The following is a 16,497-nucleotide window of genomic DNA, read 5'->3' as shown; positions in this document are numbered from 1 at the left end:
GCCGGGGTCGTCACCAGCGCACCACCCGCCCCAGCACTCGGGCACTCGCCTCGCTTCTCGGTCACTTCAGAGGCCGGGAAGCGAGGCGATCCCCGGATATCCGGGGATCGCGACACCCCCTAGCGCCGCAGCAGGCGGGCGGCCTCGGCCGCCCAGTAGGTCAGCACGATGTCCGCGCCGGCGCGCCGGATCGAGGTGAGGGTCTCGAGGATGGCGGGCTCGCGGTCGATCCAGCCGCGGGCGGCGGCGGCCTCGACCATGGCGTACTCGCCGGAGATGTTGTACGCCGCGACCGGGACGTCGACGGCGTCGCGCACCCGGCGCACCACGTCGAGGTAGGCCAGCGCCGGCTTCACCATCACCACGTCGGCGCCCTGGGCGATGTCGAGCAGCGCCTCGCGGACGCCCTCGCGGGCGTTGGCGGGGTCCTGCTGGTAGGTGCGGCGGTCGCCCTCGAGAGTCGAGGAGACGGCCTCGCGGAAGGGGCCGTAGAAGGCGGAGGCGTACTTCGCGGAGTAGGCGAGGATCGAGACGTCGACGTGCTCGCCGCCGTCGAGGGACTCCCGGATCACCGCGACCTGGCCGTCCATCATCCCGCTCGGGCCGACCATGTCGACGCCCGCGTGGGCCTGGGCCAGCGCCATCTGGGCGTAGAGCTCGAGGGTCCGGTCGTTGTCGACCCGGCCGTCGGCGGTGAGCACGCCGCAGTGCCCGTGGTCGGTGAACTCGTCGAGGCACAGGTCGCTCATGACGGTGAGCGCGTCGCCCACCTCGCCGACCACGTCGGTGATGGCGAGGTTGAGCACGCCCGCCGGGTCGATCGCCCCGGAGCCCTCGGCGTCCTTCTCGGCGGGGATCCCGAACAGCATCACGCCGCCCAGACCGAGCTCCGCGGCCTCGGTGACCGCCTCGAGCAGGCTCGACCGGGTGTGCTGGTAGACGGACGGCATCGACGAGATCGGGTGCGGCTCGTCGATGCCCTCGCGGACGAACAGCGGCAGCACCAGCTGCCGCGGCTCGACCGTCGTCTCCGCGACCAGGCTGCGCAGTACCGGGGTGGTGCGCAGCCGTCGGGGCCGCACCAGCGGGCCGACCGGCTCGGGACGGGTGCTCTCGGACTGCGTCATCGGGTCCTCCCCCTTGCGCCGACCCGGTCCACGTAGCCGCTCAGCGCGACGACGTGGCCTTGCGGCGGCTCGACGGCTTGCGCTCGGACGGCTTGGTGACCGGCTGACCCTGCTCCATCAGCGCGATCCGGCGGGCCGCACCGAAGTCGGCGAGCGCGTCGACCAGCACCTCGACGTCCGGCTTGGGGGCCAGCACGTCGACCCGCAGGCCGTGCTCCTCGGCGGTCTTGGCGGTGGCCGGGCCGATGACAGCGATCACCGTCGACGGGTGCGGCTTGCCGGCGATGCCGACCAGGTTGCGCACCGTCGAGGAGGAGGTGAAGACGACCGCGTCGAACTTGCCGGTCTTGATGGCGTCGCGGGTCGGCGCCGGCGGCGGCGTGGCCCGGACGGTCCGGTAGGCGGTGACGTCGTCGCACTCCCAGCCGAGGTCGACCAGGCCCGCCACGAGGTTCTCGGTGGCGATGTCGGCGCGCGGCAGGAAGACCCGGTTGATCGGGTCGAGGACCTCGTCGTACGGCGGCCAGTCCTCGAGCAGCCCGGCGGCGGACTGCTCACCGGACGGCACCAGGTCGGCGCGCAGGCCCCAGGCGGCGATCGCCTGGGCGGTCTTCTCGCCGACGGCGGCGATCTTGAGGCCCGAGAAGGCACGGGCGTCGAGGCCGTACTCCTCGAACTTCTCGCGAACCGCCTTCACCGCGTTGACCGAGGTGAACGCGATCCACTCGTAGCGGCCCTCGACGAGGCCACGGACGGCCTTGTCCATCTGCTGCGGGTTGCGCGGGGGCTCGACCGAGATGGTCGGCACCTCCTCGGGCACCGCGCCGTAGCCGCGCAGCCGGGCGGTGAGCGAGCCGGCCTGCTCCTTGGTGCGGGGCACCAGCACCCGCCAGCCGAAGAGCGGCTTGGTCTCGAACCACGACAGGGTCTCGCGCAGGTTGACCACGTCGCCGATGACGGTGACGGCCGGCGGCGCGATCCGGGCGGCCCGGGCGTCGGCGGCGATGTCGGCCAGCGTCGAGGTCACGGTGGCCTGCTCGGTGGTGGTGCCGACCCGGGTCATCGCGACGGGGGTCTGCGGGTCACGGCCGGCGGCCACGAGGGCCGGCGCGATCTCGCCGATGGAGCCCACCGCGGAGAGCAGCACGAGCGTGCGGGCGTCGGCGTACCGGCTCCAGTCGACGGCCTTCTCGCCACAGGTCACCACGGCGACCTCGCGGTTGTCCTTGGTGGTCAGCGGGATGCCGGCGTACGCCGGGACCGCGCTGACGGACGAGACGCCGGGGACGATCTCGAACCCGATGCCCGCCTTCACGCAGGCCTGGGCCTCCTCGGGGCCGGACGCGTAGAGGAACGGGTCGCCGGTCATCAGGCGCACGACGCGCGACTTCTTGGCGTGCCTGACGACCACCTTGGCGCGCGCGGCGTGCGTCAGGGGCTGGCCGTCCTCGCCGAACCCGCCGTCGACGAACACCGGGCCGTCGGTCGCGGCCGTCTCCTCGCCCTCGACCGGCTCGGGCAGGCCGAGCAGGCCCCGGACGAGCGCCTCGTGCTCGGGCACCTCGGTGACCACCACCTCGGCCTGGCGCAGCAGGTCGACGGCGCGCACCGTCAGCAGGTCGGGGTCGCCGGGGCCGCTGCCCACGAACGACACCCACCCGCGGACCGGGGTGCTGGTGGGGCTGGTCTTGCCTCGCGTCATGCGTTCTGCCTCTTCGCTGGTGCTTCGGTCAATCGTCCTGCCCCGTCGGCGAGCATCTCGTTCGCCAGACGGGTCCCGACGCCGACGGCGTCGGTGGGGTCTCCGGTGGCGGACCTCCGCACCGCGAGCACCCCGTCCGGGCTCAGGGCCACCGCCCTGACCCACAGCTCGTCCCCCTCGTCGCCCTCGACCACCTCGGCCAGCGCGCCGATCGGGGCGGAGCAGCCCCCCTCGAGCGTGGCCAGGACGGCTCGTTCCGCCTCGACGGCCGCCCGGGTCCGGGGGTCGTCCAGGCGGGCCAGCTCGGCGACCAGGTCGTCGTCGTCCGAGCGGCACTCGACCGCGAGCGAGCCCTGCCCGGGAGCGGGCAGCACCTGCAGCGGGTCGAGCACCTCGGTCGCCTCGTCGAGGCGGCCGATGCGGGCCAGGCCTGCCCGCGCCAGCACGACGGCGTCGTAGTCGCCGGACCGCACCTTGCCGATCCGGGTGTCGACGTTGCCACGGATGCCCACGATCTCCAAGCCGAGGCCGAGGGCGTGCAGCTGCGCCTCGCGGCGCGGGGAGCCGGTGCCGACGCGACTGCCCACGGGCAGCTCGCCCAGGGTCAGCCCGTCGCGGGCCACCACCACGTCGCGGGGGTCCTCGCGCGGCGGGCAGGCCGCGAGCGCGATCCCGGCGTGCGGGGCGGTGGGAAGGTCCTTGAGGGAGTGCACGGCGACGTCGATCTCGCCGGCGAGCAGCGCGTCGCGCAGCGCGCTGACGAAGACGCCGGTGCCGCCGAGCTGCGCCAGCGGCGAGGTGCGGTCGACGTCGCCGTGGGTGCTGACCTCGACGAGCTCGACCTCGCGGCCGAGCTGGTCGCGGATCATCGCCGCCACGGTCCCGGACTGCGTGGTCGCGAGCAGGGAGGCACGGGTCCCCAGCCTGATCGCCGGCCTCGTCTCCGGCCTCGTCGTCGCGCTCATCCGAGGCCCTCAGGGCGGGTGACGGCGTCGACCGCGTCGGGGTCGAGCGAGAACAGCTCGGCGAGGGCGGTGGCGTAGGAGACCGTGCCGGTCTCGTTGGCCAGCTCCTTCACGCGCACGGTGGGCTGGTGCAGCAGCTTGTCGGCGACGCGGCGCACGGCCTGCAGCACCTCCTCGCGGGAGGCCTCGTCGAGGTCGGGGAGCCGGGCGTCGAGCCGCTCCATCTCGGCCTCGACCACCGAGGTCGCCATGGAGCGCAGCGCCACCACGGTCGGGGTCACGCTCGCCTGCCGGCGCGCTGACAGGAACGCGGTGACCTCCTGGCCCACGATCCGGCGTACGCCGTCGACCTCGCGCCCGGCGTCGCTGTCGCGCAGCTCGTCGGCGAGGTCGGCCAGACCGAGCATCGTGACACCCGGGAGGTCGCGGACCGCGAGGTCGACGTCGTGGGGCAGGGCCAGGTCGACCACCGCGAACGACCGCCCGGCGCCCCGCGTCGCGAGAGCGGCGCCGACCATGTCGACGTCCACGAGCACGCCGGCGGCGCCGGTGCACGACAGCAGCAGGTCGGTCTCGGCGAGCAGCTGCGGAAGCCGGTCGAGGGTGGCCGACCGGGCGGCGTACTCGGCGGCGAGCCGCTCACCGTTGCCCGCGCTGCGGTTGACCACGGTCACCTCGGCGGCGCCGAGGCGCGACACGGTGGCGGTGGCGAGCGCCGCCATGGCGCCGGCACCGAGCACGGTCACCCGGGCCCCGGCGACGCCGCCGACCCCGCTCAGGGCGTCTTCGACGCGCGCCAGCGCGGCGGAGACCAGCGACGGCGCGGCCTGGTCGATGTCGGTCTCGGCGCGGGTCCGCTTGCCGACCCGCAGCGCCTGCTGGAACAGCACGTTGAGGGCCGGGCCGACCGAGCCGCTCTCCTGGCCGCGGCGCAGCGCCTCGCGGGTCTGGCCGAGGATCTGGCCCTCGCCGACGGCCATGGAGTCGAGGCCGGCGGCGACGTGGAAGAGGTGGGACACCGCGCCGTCGTCGTAGTGGACGTAGAGGTGGGGCAGGATCGCCTCGGTCGACTCGCCGGCCCGCTCGACGAGCAGCCGGGAGACCTCCTCGACGCTGCCGTGGAAGCGGTCGACGTCGGCGTAGATCTCGAGGCGGTTGCAGGTCGCGATGACCGTGGCCTCGGTGACGTGCTCGCTGGCCAGCACGTCGGCGGTCAGCTTGGCAACGCCGTCGGCGTCGAGCGCGACCCGCTCGAGCAGCGCGACCGGCGCGGAGCGGTGGGAGATGCCCACGACCAGGACGCTCATGCCGTCGCCCCCTCGACCGGCTCCTCGACCTCACGGTCCACCGGCTCGTCGAGCTGCTGGCCGACCTGCTGGCCGTGGGTCTTGCGCTGCTCGTGGTAGGCGAGGATCTGCAGCTCGATGGACAGGTCGACCTTGCGGACGTCGACGCCGTCGGGCACCGACAGCACGGTCGGCGCGAAGTTGAGGATGCTGCGGATGCCGCAGGCGACCATCCGGTCGGCGACGTCCTGGGCGGCGACGGCGGGGGTGGCGATGACACCGATGGCCACGCCGTGCTCGGTGACGATCCGCTCGAGGTCGTCGAACGGGCGGACCTCGACCCCGGCGACGACCTCCTCGTGCCGCTGGGGGTCGGCGTCGAGGAGGGCCACGACCCGGAAGCCGCGGCTGCGGAAGCCGGAGTAGTTGGCGAGCGCGTGGCCGAGGTTTCCGATGCCGACGATCACGACCGGCCAGTCCTGGGTCACGCCGATCTCGCGGGCGATCTGGTAGCGGAGGTAGTCGACGTCGTAGCCGACGCCGCGGGTGCCGTAGCTCCCGAGGTACGACAGGTCCTTGCGCAGCTTGGCGCTGTTGACGCCGGCGGCGGACGCGAGCTCCTCGCTCGAGCACGTGCGGGTGCCGTCGTCGGCGAGGGCGTTGAGCGCCCGGAGGTACACCGGCAGGCGGGCGACCGTCGCCTCGGGGATGTCCCGGGCACTCTCGGTGGGAGTCCGTGCCGTCACTTGCTCTTCTCTCCAGCCCCTCGACCGCGGGCTCTCGACGCCCGGCTGCAGGTCGTGCGGCTCGTTCACTCTAGGAGTTTGTGAACGTGGGAACAAACCGAGGAGGTCGCTCGCTAGCACATGTGAGAAGACCCACGCGCAGCGGGGCCGGTCAGCCGGCCAGGGCCGCGCGGAGCCGGACCTCGTCGACCCGCCAGAAGTCATGCTGGCGACCGTCCACGAAGGTCACCGGGATCTCCTCGCCGAACCGCTCCTGCAGCAGCGGGTCGCGGTCGATGTCGACCTCCACGAACTGCTCGCCCAGGTCCCGGCAGACCCGGTCGACGACCTCCCGGGCGGCGTCGCACAGGTGGCAGCCGGGCCGGGTGTAGAGGGTGACCCGCGGGTCGGTGCGGGCTGCGCCGGTCACAGCAGTCCCGTGCTGCGGCGGCGCTCGAGGCCGCGCAGCATCCCCTTGCGCACCTTTCCGGTCACGGTGAGCGGCAGCTCGTCGACCACCTCGATGCGCGACGGCTGCTTGAAGCGGGCCAGCTGGGCCTCGCAGTGCCGGCGTACGGCGTCCACGACGGCCTGCGGGTCTGCGCCGGGCGCGCGCACGTAGGCGACGACCGCCTCGCCGGTGTCGGGGTCGTCGGCCCCCACCACGGCGGCGTCGAGGACGCCGTCGACCTCCCGCAGCACCTCCTCGACCTCGCGCGGGTAGACGTTGAAGCCCGACACGATGACGAGGTCCTTGACCCGGTCGACGAGCACCAGGTCGCCGGCGGGGTCGAGGATGCCGACGTCGCCGGTCGCCCACCAGCCGTCCTCGTCGGGGCCGTCCGCCCCGTCCGGCCAGTAGCCGCTGAACAGGTTGTCGCCCCGGATCCAGATCTCGCCCGGGTCGTCGCCCTCGGGCGGCCGGCCGTCGTCGTCGACGAGCCGGAGGTCGATGCCGGGCAGCGCCGCCCCGACCGAGCCCGGGACCGGGCCCTGGCTGCCCTGGCTGCACAAGGTGCTGGTGACCACGGGCGCCGCCTCGGTCAGGCCGTAGCCCTGGTGGACGGGGACGCCCGACCTGTCGGCGAACTCCTGCGCCACCTCGGCGGCGAGCGCCGCCGAGCCGGACACCACCAGCCGGACGCCGGCCAGCCGCTCGCGCAGCACCCCGCCCGACCCGCCGGCCCCGTCGAGCGCGAGCCAGTGGTTGAACACCGGCGGCGCGACCGGGACCACGGTGCAGCTGTGGTCCTCGATGACGTCGAGCGTGCCCTGGGGGTCGAACCGGTCCACGAGCACGAGTGTGGCGCGGTGCCGCAGCACGCCACCGAGGACGGCGTTGAGGCCGTAGACGTGGAAGAGCGGCAGCACGCCGAGCACGACGTCGTCCGCCCGGATCAGCGGCGGCTCGACGGCCGCCACCTGGTCGACGTTGGCCAGCAGCGCGCGGTGGGTGAGCATCGCCGCCCGGGGCCGTCCCGACGCGCCGCTCGTGTAGAGCAGTGCCGCGAGCTTGCCGGGGTCGCGCAGCGCGGGCACCGGCCGCGGCTCGGTCGCCTCCAGCACCTCGAACGCCGTCTCGCCGGCGCGGGGCTCGGCGCCGACGAGCACCAGCTGCGCCTCGGCGCCGTCGGCCAGCGCCTCGCGCACCCGGTCGACCGTGGTCGCGTCGGCGACGACCACACGGCTGCCGGAGTCGGCGATCATCCGGCCGACCTCGTGGGCGGTGGAGCCGGGGTTGACCGGCACTGCGACCGCCTGCGCCCGCAGGGTGCCGAGGTACGTCGTCACGAGCTCGCGACGGTTGGGCAGGACGACCATCACCCGCTGGCCGCCGACGACGCCGAGGTGGTTGAGGCCGGAGGCGACCCGCGAGACCTGCTCGTCGAGCTCGGCCCAGGTCAGCCGGACGCCGTCCGACTCGACGAGGGCGGGCGCCGCGGGCTGCTCGGCCGCGGCGGCACCGACGAGGTCCGCCAGATCGGCCGGGTCGGCCGGAGGGTGCGTGCCATGGTCACCGGGCATGGGGGCGATCCTCGCACAGCACGGCGAACCCACCCCCGGTTGCCGGCCGGGCTGGTGCCAGCGCGGCCCGGATCTCCTAGGCTCGGACCCGTGACTCCGCCCCAGGACCAGCGCCGACGCCGGATCGACCTGCAGCTGCGGTCCACGCTCGCCGGCGAGGCCGCCGCGGCCGCCGCCGAGGTCGAGTCCGCCCTCAGCCACCCTGCCGACCCCACGGCCGCCGCGTTCTTCGACGTGGACAACACCGTGATGCAGGGGGCGAGCATCTTCCACCTCGCCCGGGGTCTGCACCGGCGCAACTTCTTCACCACCCGCGAGATCCTCGGCGCGGCCTGGAAGCAGGCCTACTTCCGCGTGGTGGGTGTCGAGGACCCCGAGCACGTCGCCGACGCCCGCAGCTCCGCGCTCGGGTTCATCGCCGGCCACACCGTGCAGGAGCTCGAGGAGCTGGGCGAGGAGATCTTCGACGAGGCGATGGCCCACCGCATCTGGCCCGGCACCCGTGCGCTGGCCCAGCTCCACCTCGACCAGGGCCAGCGGGTGTGGCTGGTCACCGCGGCACCCATCGAGATCGCCAGCATCATCGCCCGCCGCCTCGGCCTCACCGGCGCCATGGGCACCGTCGCCGAGCACGTCGACGGCGTCTACACCGGTCGGCTCGTCGGCGACATGCTCCACGGCCCGGCCAAGGCGGAGGCGGTGAAGGCACTGGCCGAGCGCGAGGGGCTCGACCTCGACCGCTGCTCGGCGTACTCCGACTCCTACAACGACCTGCCCCTGCTGAGCCTGGTGGGCGACCCGTGCGCCATCAACCCCGACGCCCGGCTCCGGGCGGCCGCGCGCGAGCGGGGCTGGCGGGTGCGGGACTACCGGACCGCCCGCAAGGCCGCTCGCGCCGGACTGGTGGCGGGCGCCGCGGTCGGGGCGCTGGGTGGCGCCGTGGCCGCCGGGGCCGGCCTGCGGGCACGCCGGCGCTGAACGGCCGCCCCCGATCGGAGGGGTTCCCGGGACGTAGGTCACCCCGCCGGGTTATCGTGGGAGAACGTGGTCTGGACCACGTTCCCCCGCGGCCTGTTCCCTTGACAGGAGGCTCGACCTACCATCGGGTAAGGCTCCGGGGGAAGCTGAGCGGGAGGGTTTCCATCAACATGCAGCGGAAGGGGCGCGGCCTCGACGCGGGTATCGACGCCCTGCGGATCGCGGTTGCCCGCGTGCTGGCGCAGCCGGCACTTGCCGACGCCGACTTCCTGCTGTTCTCCGAGGCCGCCACCGACCACGGCCCCTCGTCCGGCCCCTCGGACGGCCCGTCGGGCCGCTCGTCGGGCCCCTCGTCGGGGCCCTCCACCGGGTACGCCGACGACGGCGAGGCGGCCTCCTCCGAGGAGGACGAGGCCGAGCGCACCCGCCTGATCGCGCTGGTCGAGCTCGCCCGCTCCGGCGACAGCGAGGCCTTCGGGCTGCTCTACGACCACTACCAGGCCTCGGTCTACCGCTTCCTCTACTACCGCACCCGGTCCACGCAGCTCGCGGAGGACCTCACCTCGGAGACGTTCTTCCGGGCGTTGCGCAGCATGTGCAACTTCCGCTGGCAGGGCAAGGACTTCGGCGCCTGGCTGATGACGATCGCCCGCAACCTCGCGACAGACCACTTCAAGGCCGGTCGCACCCGGCTGGAGCTGGCCACCGAGGACATGGGCCTCCACGACGACGCCACCGAGGACGGTCCCGAGGACGCCGTGCTCGCCGGCATCACCAACGAGATCCTGCTGGGCGCGCTGAAGTCGCTGCCCGACGAGCAGCGCGACTGCCTGATCATGCGGTTCCTGCAGGGCATGAGCATCGCCGAGACCGCCGAGGCGCTGGGGCGCAGCGACGGGGCCGTGAAGCAGCTCCAGCTGCGCGGCGTGCGCAACCTGGCCAAGCTGATGCCCGACGGACTGAGGGACTGACGCAGATGGTTACTGCCCAGTCAATGAAATCTACGTCACACGCCGTAACTCCGGCCCTCCCCCGGCGTTGGAGTGGGCACCGGGACCACCCGGCACTCCGGGACCACCCGGCACTCCGGAACCACACGACAGGACCACTTCGATGACTCCCGCGTTCACGACGCGCCGCCGCGCCGACGAGTTCGACAAGCTCGTCGAGGGGCTGGTCGACGGCACCGCCGCCGACGCGCCTCGCGACGCCGAGCTGCTCGCGCTCGTGGGAGCCCTGCGCAACATCCCGCCCGCCCCCGCCCGCCCCGAGTTCGTGGCCGACCTCCGGTCCCGGCTGATGGCCGAGGCCGAGTCGATGCCGGCCCGCACCGACGAGGCCCGGCTGGTGCTGCCGCCGCGTCGCAGCCGCCGTGAGCGCCGGATCGCCGCCGTCGTCGGCGGCCTGGTCGCCGTCGGCGCCACCAGCTCGGTCGCTGTGGCAGCGCAGGGCTCGCTCCCCGGCGACGTCCTCTACCCGCTCAAGCGCGCGCTGGAGAACGCCGACGCCGGGCTCAGCGCCAGCGACCGCGAGCGCGGCTCGACCCTGATCTCCAGCGCCTCCGGCCGGCTGGCCGAGGTGACTGCCCTCAGCGAGGCGGGCCGCGACGACGACGCCCGGGTCATCGCCGACACCCTCAACACCTTCGCCGAGCAGGCCACCGAGGCCTCCGACCTGCTGCTCGCCGACTACGCCGAGACCGGCCGCGAGGGCTCGATCGAGGAGCTGCGCGACTTCACCGGCGCCAGCATGGCCTCGCTCGAGCAGCTCGAGACGATGGTCCCGGTCGACGCCCGTGACGAGCTGCTGCACGCCGCTCGGGTGATCGCCCAGATCGACCTCGAGGCCTCGCGCATCTGCCCGTTCTGCCCCGGCACCGGCGTGGCCGACATCCCGGCGATCCTCACCTCGACCACCGTGCCGCCGGTCGTCGAGCCGCTCGACGCGACGTCGGACGACTCGAAGCGCTCCGGCGACGGCGAGTCCGAGGAGCCCGGCCTGCTGCAGCCGGGCGCCAGCCTGCCGCCCGGCAGCATCCTCGAGCCGCCGACGGAGTCCCAGACCGAGGGCCCCGGCACCGAGCCCGGCGCCGGTCTCGGGGACGACCCTGTCGGCGACCTGACCGACGACCTCACCAAGGGCGGCAAGAACACCACGAAGAACGGCGTGTCGGGCGCCCCTGACATCCCGGGGCTGCAGGACACCATCGACGAGATCACCGACGGTCTCGACGGCACGCTCAACTGACGGGCCCCACTGACGGGCCCCGACGACCGCTGCGGGGGCCGGGCGTCGGTCAGCGGAAGACGGACTCGCGCTGCATCAGCAGCCTGTAGAGCGTCTGCTGGATCGTCTCGCGCACCTGGTCGGTGACGTTGAAGACCAGCATCGGGTCGTCCGCCGCGCCCGGCTCGAAGTCGTCGGTCCGGATGGGCTCGCCGAACTCCAGCAGCCACTTCGACGGCAGCGGCACCAGCCCGAGCGGGCCGAGCCACGGGAAGAACGGCGTGATCGGCACGTACGGCAGGCCCAGCAGCCGCGCCAGCGACGGGACGTTGCCGACGAGCGGGTAGATCTCCTCGGCGCCGACCACTGACAGCGGGATGATCGGCACGCCGGTGCGCAGCGCGGACGAGACGAAGCCGCCGCGCCCGAAGCGCTGCAGCTTGTAGCGCTCGGCGTACGGCTTGCCGATGCCCTTGAAGCCCTCCGGCCAGACGCCGACCAGCTCGCCGCCGGCGAGCATCCGCTCGGCGTCCTCGTGGCAGGCCAGGGTCGCGCCGCCCTTGCGGGCGAGGTTGCTGACCACGGGCAGCCGGAAGACCAGGTCGGCGCCCAGCGGCCGCAGGAAGCGGCCGGTCGCGTCGTGGACCGAGACCATCGTCATCAGTCCGTCGACGGGCAGCGTGCCCGAGTGGTTGGAGACCACCAGCGCCCCACCCTCGGCGGGGATGTTGTCGAGGCCGCGCACCTCGATCCGGAACCACTTCTGCGCCAGCGGTCGCAGCGCTGCGAGGAAGAAGCGCTCGGTGACCTCGGCGTCGAAGCCGTACTCGTCGACGGCGTACTCGCCGGTGAGGCGGCGGCGCAGGAAGGCCAGGAACCGGGCGAGCTGCGGCTCCCACTGCTCGCCGAAGACCTCCTGGGCGGCCTGCTGGAAGGCCGCCAGCCAGTCGCCCGCCGGGATGCCCGACAGCGGGGCGCGGTCGCGGGTGGTGGCACCCGGACGGCCCGCGCCTGCCCGGTCGCCGGCGTCGTGCCCGGGCCGGCCCTCCTCCGCCTGAGCGGAACCTGCAGGGCGTCGCGGCGGGGGCGCCTTGCGGGGGCCCGCGGCGTCGGGAGTCGGCTCGGTCGCCGGCTCGGGGGCCTCCTGGGCGGACTCCACCGCCGACTCGCGACCGGGCTCCGCCGGGCGCCGGGGCGCCGCCGCTCGCGGGGCCAGCCCGCGGGCGGCCGACGACGGCGTGGCCGAGCCGGTGCCGCGGCCGGGTCGGCCGCGGGTCCCGATCGGGATGATCTCGGCGTCAGCCACGCCCCACCTCCACTGGCCCGGTCCGGTCGGTGTGCTCGGGGTCGCCGGACTCCATGAGGCCGGCGAGCCGGTCGAGCGCTCGCAGCGGCACTCCCTCGGCCGGGCCGAGGGAGGCGGCGAAGTCGGCGAAGGCCTCGGCGGTGGTGAGCTCGGGCTCGAAGCCGAGGACCTCGCGCATCCGGGTCGTGTCCACCCCGCGACCGTAGGTGAGAAACCCGATCTGCTCGGGCGAGAAGTCCGCCAGGCGGGCGGAACGCAGCACGTTGCCGAGCTGGCCGACCATCGGGCCGGGCATTGCGACGGTCGGCCGCTGCAGCCGGCGCACCGCCTGGCTCAGCAGCATCACGCCGTCGCCCGCGACGTTGAACGTGCCGGCGACGTCGCCGAGCGTGGCATGGCGCAGCGCGGCGAGCAGGTCGCGCTCGTGGAGGAACTGCAGCCGCGGGTCGTAGCCGAGCACGGTCGGGATGACCGGCAGCCGGAAGTAGGAGGTGATCGGGCTCGAGATCCGGGGTCCGAGCACGTTGGCCGCCCGCAGCACCGCCACCCGGACGTCGGGCCGACGTCGTGCGAAGCCGCGCACGTACCCCTCGACCTCGGCGACGTCCTTGGCGTAGCCCGAGCGGGGTTGGCGCCGCGGCTGCATGTCCTCGGTGAACATGGCGGGGTCGCGGCTGCTGGCGCCGTAGACGGTGGTCGTCGACTTCACCACCAGGTCGCGCACCCCGGGTGCCTTCTGGCAGGCCGCGAGAAGCTGCATCGTGCCGATGACGTTGAGCTCCTTCATCGTGTGCCGACCCCCGGCGGTGCCGGGGGTCGCGATGACGCTCATGTGGACGACGGTGTCGACGTCCTCCTTGGCGATGACCTTCGCGATGACCGGGGTGCGGATGTCGGCACGGACGAAGGAGACCTCACCGATGTCGCCCCGCGGAGGGACGACGTCGACGCCGACCACCCGCGCGACGGCAGGGTCGGACGCCAGGGCGCGCGCAAACCGACGACCGAGGTCACGTGAGACCCCGGTGACGAGGACGACCCTGCCGCTGCTGTCCATGGCGATGACCCCCCGAGTCGCGCCGATCCGCCTGGTGCGGGCGCGCGACCCTTACTTGCCGAGCTTGCGACGCTGGACGCGCGTCTTCTTCAGCAGCTTGCGGTGCTTCTTCTTGGCCATGCGCTTGCGCCGCTTCTTGATGACAGAACCCACGGGATACCTTTCAACAGCTGTGCAGCCGCCCGGCGGAGCGCCGGGGCGACGAGGCCACAGCCTATCCGCACCGCCGCAGGCAGCCGAAACCGCGTGGACCCTGCTGGTACGACGCGGTCCACGCGGTCCCGAGAGGCCGGCCTTTGCCGGCGCCAGATCTGCCCTCAGCCGGCCCTCAACCGGCCCTCAGCCAGCGTTGTAGAAGCTGCGGCGGAGGTACTCGTTCACGTCCTCCTCGAGCACCCGGAAGGAGCGCCCCACCCGCACCGCGGGCAGGTCGCCGTTGTGGACGAGCCGGTAGACGGTCATCTTGGAGACGCGCATCATCGCGGCCACCTCGGCAACGGTCAGGAACGTCGACTCGGAGCGATCCCCGGACGAGTTGTCAGCCATCGTGCACCGATCCTTCTGCGCGGCTCGCCACCGGCTTCCCCACCGGTGCTCGCACGTCCGCGTTCTCGTGAGAATAGAGCCTGGAGTGACTCGTGGGAAAGGTAATGGCCAAACCTCCACGTCTCCCCCGGCGTGTCCTCTTGAAATTTGCCCAGTTGTGGGGAGTCGCTCCGAAGCCTGTCGGGTCCCATCCGGCCGGGACCGCTCAGGGGAGCGGGTCCAGCCCGTGGAAGGGGAAGACCGACGTGCGGGTGGCGTTCACCGCCCGGTCGAGCCAGGTGTCGGGGTCGTAGCCCTCCGACCAGTCGCGGTAGCCCGGCGTCCTGCCGTCGGTCAGCCGCAGCGGCGCGGTGCGCCCGAGCACGGCCCGGACGTACTCGCGCCACGAGTCCGGGGTGGCGGTGTCCGGGTCGAGCGGCCGGCCGGCGACCAGCGCCAGCAGGTGGGTCCAGGAGCGCGGGACGACCTCCACGAGCGCGTAGCCGCCACCGCCCGTCGCGACCCAGCGACCGCCGGCAACCTCGTGTGCGAGGTCGTGCAGGGCGGCGTACGCGGCTCGCTGGCCGTCAACGCTCATCATCAGGTGGGCCAGCGGGTCCTCGACGTGGGAGTCGCAGCCGTGCTGGGTGACCAGAACGTCCGGCCGGAACTCCCGCAGCAGCGGCGGCACCACCGCGTGGAAGGCCCGCAGCCAGCCGGCGTCGCCGGTGCCGGGTGGCAGCGCGACGTTGACGGCGCTGCCCCGAGCGTCGTGACCACCGACGTCCTGGGGGAAGCCGGTGCCGGGGAACAGCATCTGACCGGTCTCGTGCAGGGAGATCGTCAGAACCCGGGGGTCGTCCCAGAAGATCTTCTCGACACCGTCGCCGTGGTGGACGTCGACGTCGACGTAGGCGACCCGCTCGGCACCCTGGTCGAGCAGGTACTGGATCCCGACCGCGACGTCGTTGTAGACGCAGAAGCCGCTGGCCCGGTCGGGCATGGCGTGGTGCAGCCCGCCCGTGATGTTCGCGCTGTGGGTGGCCTCCCCGGACCACACCTGTCGGCACGCCTCGAGGGTCGCGCCGACCACGTGCGCGGCGGCGTGGTGCATGCCGAGGAAGACCGGGTTGTCGTCGGTGCCGAGGCCGTGGGACAGGTCGTTGCCGTCGCGCACGGTGCCGCAGTGCTCGACGGCCTCGATGAGCTGCGGGTCGTGGACGGTGAGGATCTGGTCGAGGTCCGCCATCGGCGCCGGCACCATCTGCAGCCGGTCGCCCACCACCCCGAGGTCGGTGGCGAGCCGCATCGTCAGGTCGACCCGGACGGGTGACATGGGGTGTCCCGGGCCGAAGCTGTACTCGCACAGGCTGCGGTCGAACACGACGCTCGCCGGCCCGGTGCACGCAGCTGTCACGGACTCCACCATGGTCACGCAGGTTACCTGCCGCGCCGTCACCAGCCTCGCGCCGCGTCCCGCCCCATGGCACACTGGCGCCGTGCCGACGACCTCGATCTCCCGCTGGTGGCCCGCCTGACGGCGGCCGCCTCGTCTCGCACACCTCTCACCACGGCCGCCCGCGGGCGGTTCGTTCGCACGTCGTCGCACGTGCCGTGGCCGCTCCGGGCCCTGATCCCCAGGAGCACTCCATGACCACCCTGTCCCTGCTGACCCCGTCGGGCCGGTTGACGCTCGGCAACCTCCTCGGCGCGCTGCGGCCGATGGCCGCCCGGACTGCCGACGCGTTCTACGGGATCTCCGACCTGCACGCCATGACCACCGCGCACGACCCAGCTCTGCTTCGGGCCCGGACGCAGGAGATGCAGGCGCTGCTGCTCGCGGCGGGCCTGGAGCAGGCGACGCTGTTCCGGCAGAGCGACGTCCCCGCCCACACCGGGCTCACCTATCTGCTGGAGTGCACGGCGTACACCGGCGAGTTGAACCGGATGATCCAGTTCAAGGAGAAGGGGCGCGGGCGCGAGTCGACCCGGGCCTCGCTCTACACCTACCCGGTCCTGATGGCGGCCGACATCCTGCTCTACCGCCCCCGCCACGTGCCGGTCGGCGACGACCAGCGGCAGCACGTGGAGCTGGCCCGCGACCTGGCGACGAGGTTCAACCGCACCTACGGCGAGGTGTTCACCGTCCCCGAGATCTCGACCCCTCGGGCGGGCGCCCGGGTCATGGACCTGGCCGACCCCACCCGCAAGATGAGCAAGTCGGTCGAAGGCCCGGGGACGATCCTGCTGCTCGACCCGCCCGACGTGGTGCGCCGCAAGGTCGCCCGTGCGGTCACGGACTCCGACACCGGCCCCGGCGCGGTGCGCCCGGACCGGGAGACCAAGCCGGGGGTGACGAACCTGCTCGACGTCCTCGCCGCCTGCGGCGGGTCGGCCGACGGGATCACGACGTACGGCGAGCTCAAGCGCGAGGTCTCCGACGCCGTGGTGGCGGTGCTCGAGCCGGTCCAGAAGCGGTACACCGACCTCGCGGCGGACCCGGCGCACGTCGCCTCGGTCTACGAGGACGGGGCGGCGCGGGCCCGCAAGGTCACCGAGCCGGTGCTCGCCACAG

General features: G+C 73.4%; 16 protein-coding genes. 4 read left to right on the top strand and 12 right to left on the bottom strand.

Annotated features, from left to right (window positions below; translation table 11 throughout):
• Window positions 1-119: 119 nt before the first annotated feature.
• The 7 genes from hemB to ACFP2E_RS15455 form a co-directional block, all read right to left on the bottom strand.
• The gene (hemB, locus tag ACFP2E_RS15485) at window positions 120-1,127 is read right to left on the bottom strand and encodes a porphobilinogen synthase (protein ID WP_378523707.1); all 1,008 of its coding nucleotides are present in this window, start codon (window positions 1,125-1,127) and stop codon (window positions 120-122) included.
• Between the two features lie 40 nt (window positions 1,128-1,167).
• A complete protein-coding gene (locus ACFP2E_RS15480; RefSeq protein ID WP_378523706.1) occupies window positions 1,168-2,829 on the bottom strand; it encodes a uroporphyrinogen-III synthase in 1,662 nt (553 codons plus the stop codon).
• Window positions 2,826-3,794 (bottom strand): hydroxymethylbilane synthase, encoded by a 969-nt coding sequence (gene hemC, locus ACFP2E_RS15475; protein WP_378523705.1) that lies wholly within the window; start codon window positions 3,792-3,794, stop codon window positions 2,826-2,828. The genes ACFP2E_RS15480 and hemC overlap by 4 nt, the downstream gene beginning before the upstream one ends.
• Entirely contained in the window at window positions 3,791-5,101 is a 1,311-nt protein-coding gene (locus ACFP2E_RS15470) for a glutamyl-tRNA reductase (RefSeq protein ID WP_378523704.1), read from the bottom strand. The genes hemC and ACFP2E_RS15470 overlap by 4 nt, the downstream gene beginning before the upstream one ends.
• The gene (locus tag ACFP2E_RS15465) at window positions 5,098-5,826 is read right to left on the bottom strand and encodes a redox-sensing transcriptional repressor Rex (RefSeq protein WP_378523703.1); all 729 of its coding nucleotides are present in this window, start codon (window positions 5,824-5,826) and stop codon (window positions 5,098-5,100) included. The genes ACFP2E_RS15470 and ACFP2E_RS15465 overlap by 4 nt, the downstream gene beginning before the upstream one ends.
• A 151-nt stretch (window positions 5,827-5,977) precedes the next feature.
• Window positions 5,978-6,235, bottom strand: coding sequence for a glutaredoxin family protein (locus tag ACFP2E_RS15460; protein ID WP_378523702.1), 258 nt, complete (start codon window positions 6,233-6,235; stop codon window positions 5,978-5,980).
• Window positions 6,232-7,830: a class I adenylate-forming enzyme family protein gene (locus ACFP2E_RS15455; protein WP_378523701.1), complete on the bottom strand. Its 1,599-nt coding sequence runs from the start codon at window positions 7,828-7,830 to the stop codon at window positions 6,232-6,234. Before ACFP2E_RS15455 ends, ACFP2E_RS15460 begins: the two co-directional genes overlap by 4 nt.
• A 90-nt stretch (window positions 7,831-7,920) precedes the next feature.
• Here ACFP2E_RS15455 and ACFP2E_RS15450 point away from each other — a divergent pair, with 90 nt between their 5' ends.
• The 3 genes from ACFP2E_RS15450 (at window position 7,921) to ACFP2E_RS15440 (ending at window position 11,055) form a co-directional block, all read left to right on the top strand.
• Window positions 7,921-8,808, top strand: a complete 888-nt coding sequence (locus ACFP2E_RS15450) for an HAD family hydrolase (protein WP_378523700.1) — start codon at window positions 7,921-7,923, stop codon at window positions 8,806-8,808.
• Between the two features lie 170 nt (window positions 8,809-8,978).
• Window positions 8,979-9,779, top strand: a complete 801-nt coding sequence (locus ACFP2E_RS15445; RefSeq protein WP_378523699.1) for a sigma-70 family RNA polymerase sigma factor — start codon at window positions 8,979-8,981, stop codon at window positions 9,777-9,779.
• A 142-nt stretch (window positions 9,780-9,921) separates the two neighbouring features.
• Window positions 9,922-11,055 carry a DUF5667 domain-containing protein gene (locus ACFP2E_RS15440; protein WP_378523698.1) on the top strand — a complete coding sequence of 378 codons (1,134 nt, stop codon included), beginning with the start codon at window positions 9,922-9,924 and terminating at the stop codon, window positions 11,053-11,055.
• A 49-nt stretch (window positions 11,056-11,104) separates the two neighbouring features.
• On the opposite strand, the gene ACFP2E_RS15435 is transcribed toward ACFP2E_RS15440, so the two are convergent.
• The 5 genes from ACFP2E_RS15435 to ACFP2E_RS15415 form a co-directional block, all read right to left on the bottom strand.
• Entirely contained in the window at window positions 11,105-12,340 is a 1,236-nt protein-coding gene (locus ACFP2E_RS15435; RefSeq protein WP_378523697.1) for a lysophospholipid acyltransferase family protein, read from the bottom strand.
• On the bottom strand, window positions 12,333-13,397 hold the full coding sequence (locus ACFP2E_RS15430) for an NAD-dependent epimerase/dehydratase family protein (protein ID WP_378523696.1): 1,065 nt from the start codon (window positions 13,395-13,397) through the stop codon (window positions 12,333-12,335). The genes ACFP2E_RS15435 and ACFP2E_RS15430 overlap by 8 nt, the downstream gene beginning before the upstream one ends.
• Window positions 13,398-13,448: 51 nt before the next feature.
• On the bottom strand, window positions 13,449-13,550 hold the full coding sequence (locus ACFP2E_RS15425) for a 30S ribosomal protein bS22 (protein WP_008356322.1): 102 nt from the start codon (window positions 13,548-13,550) through the stop codon (window positions 13,449-13,451).
• Between the two features lie 186 nt (window positions 13,551-13,736).
• Complete coding sequence (locus ACFP2E_RS15420; RefSeq protein WP_378523695.1) at window positions 13,737-13,943, bottom strand: helix-turn-helix domain-containing protein; 207 nt, start codon at window positions 13,941-13,943, stop codon at window positions 13,737-13,739.
• Window positions 13,944-14,148: 205 nt separating this feature from the next.
• Window positions 14,149-15,351 (bottom strand): acetoin utilization protein AcuC, encoded by a 1,203-nt coding sequence (locus ACFP2E_RS15415; protein ID WP_378523694.1) that lies wholly within the window; start codon window positions 15,349-15,351, stop codon window positions 14,149-14,151.
• A 221-nt stretch (window positions 15,352-15,572) separates the two neighbouring features.
• Between ACFP2E_RS15415 and trpS the strand changes: the two genes are divergently transcribed.
• Window positions 15,573-16,497 (top strand): tryptophan--tRNA ligase (gene trpS, locus ACFP2E_RS15410; RefSeq protein WP_378539349.1); only part of this gene is annotated, 925 nt, incomplete at its 3' end.

Origin of the sequence: Nocardioides sp. GCM10027114 (genome assembly GCF_042659625.1) — a bacterium.
Classification (GTDB): Bacteria; Actinomycetota; Actinomycetes; order Propionibacteriales; family Nocardioidaceae; genus Nocardioides.
The sequence above is the reverse complement of the archived record's forward strand: the minus strand, read 5'-3'. Positions and strand labels throughout refer to the sequence as shown.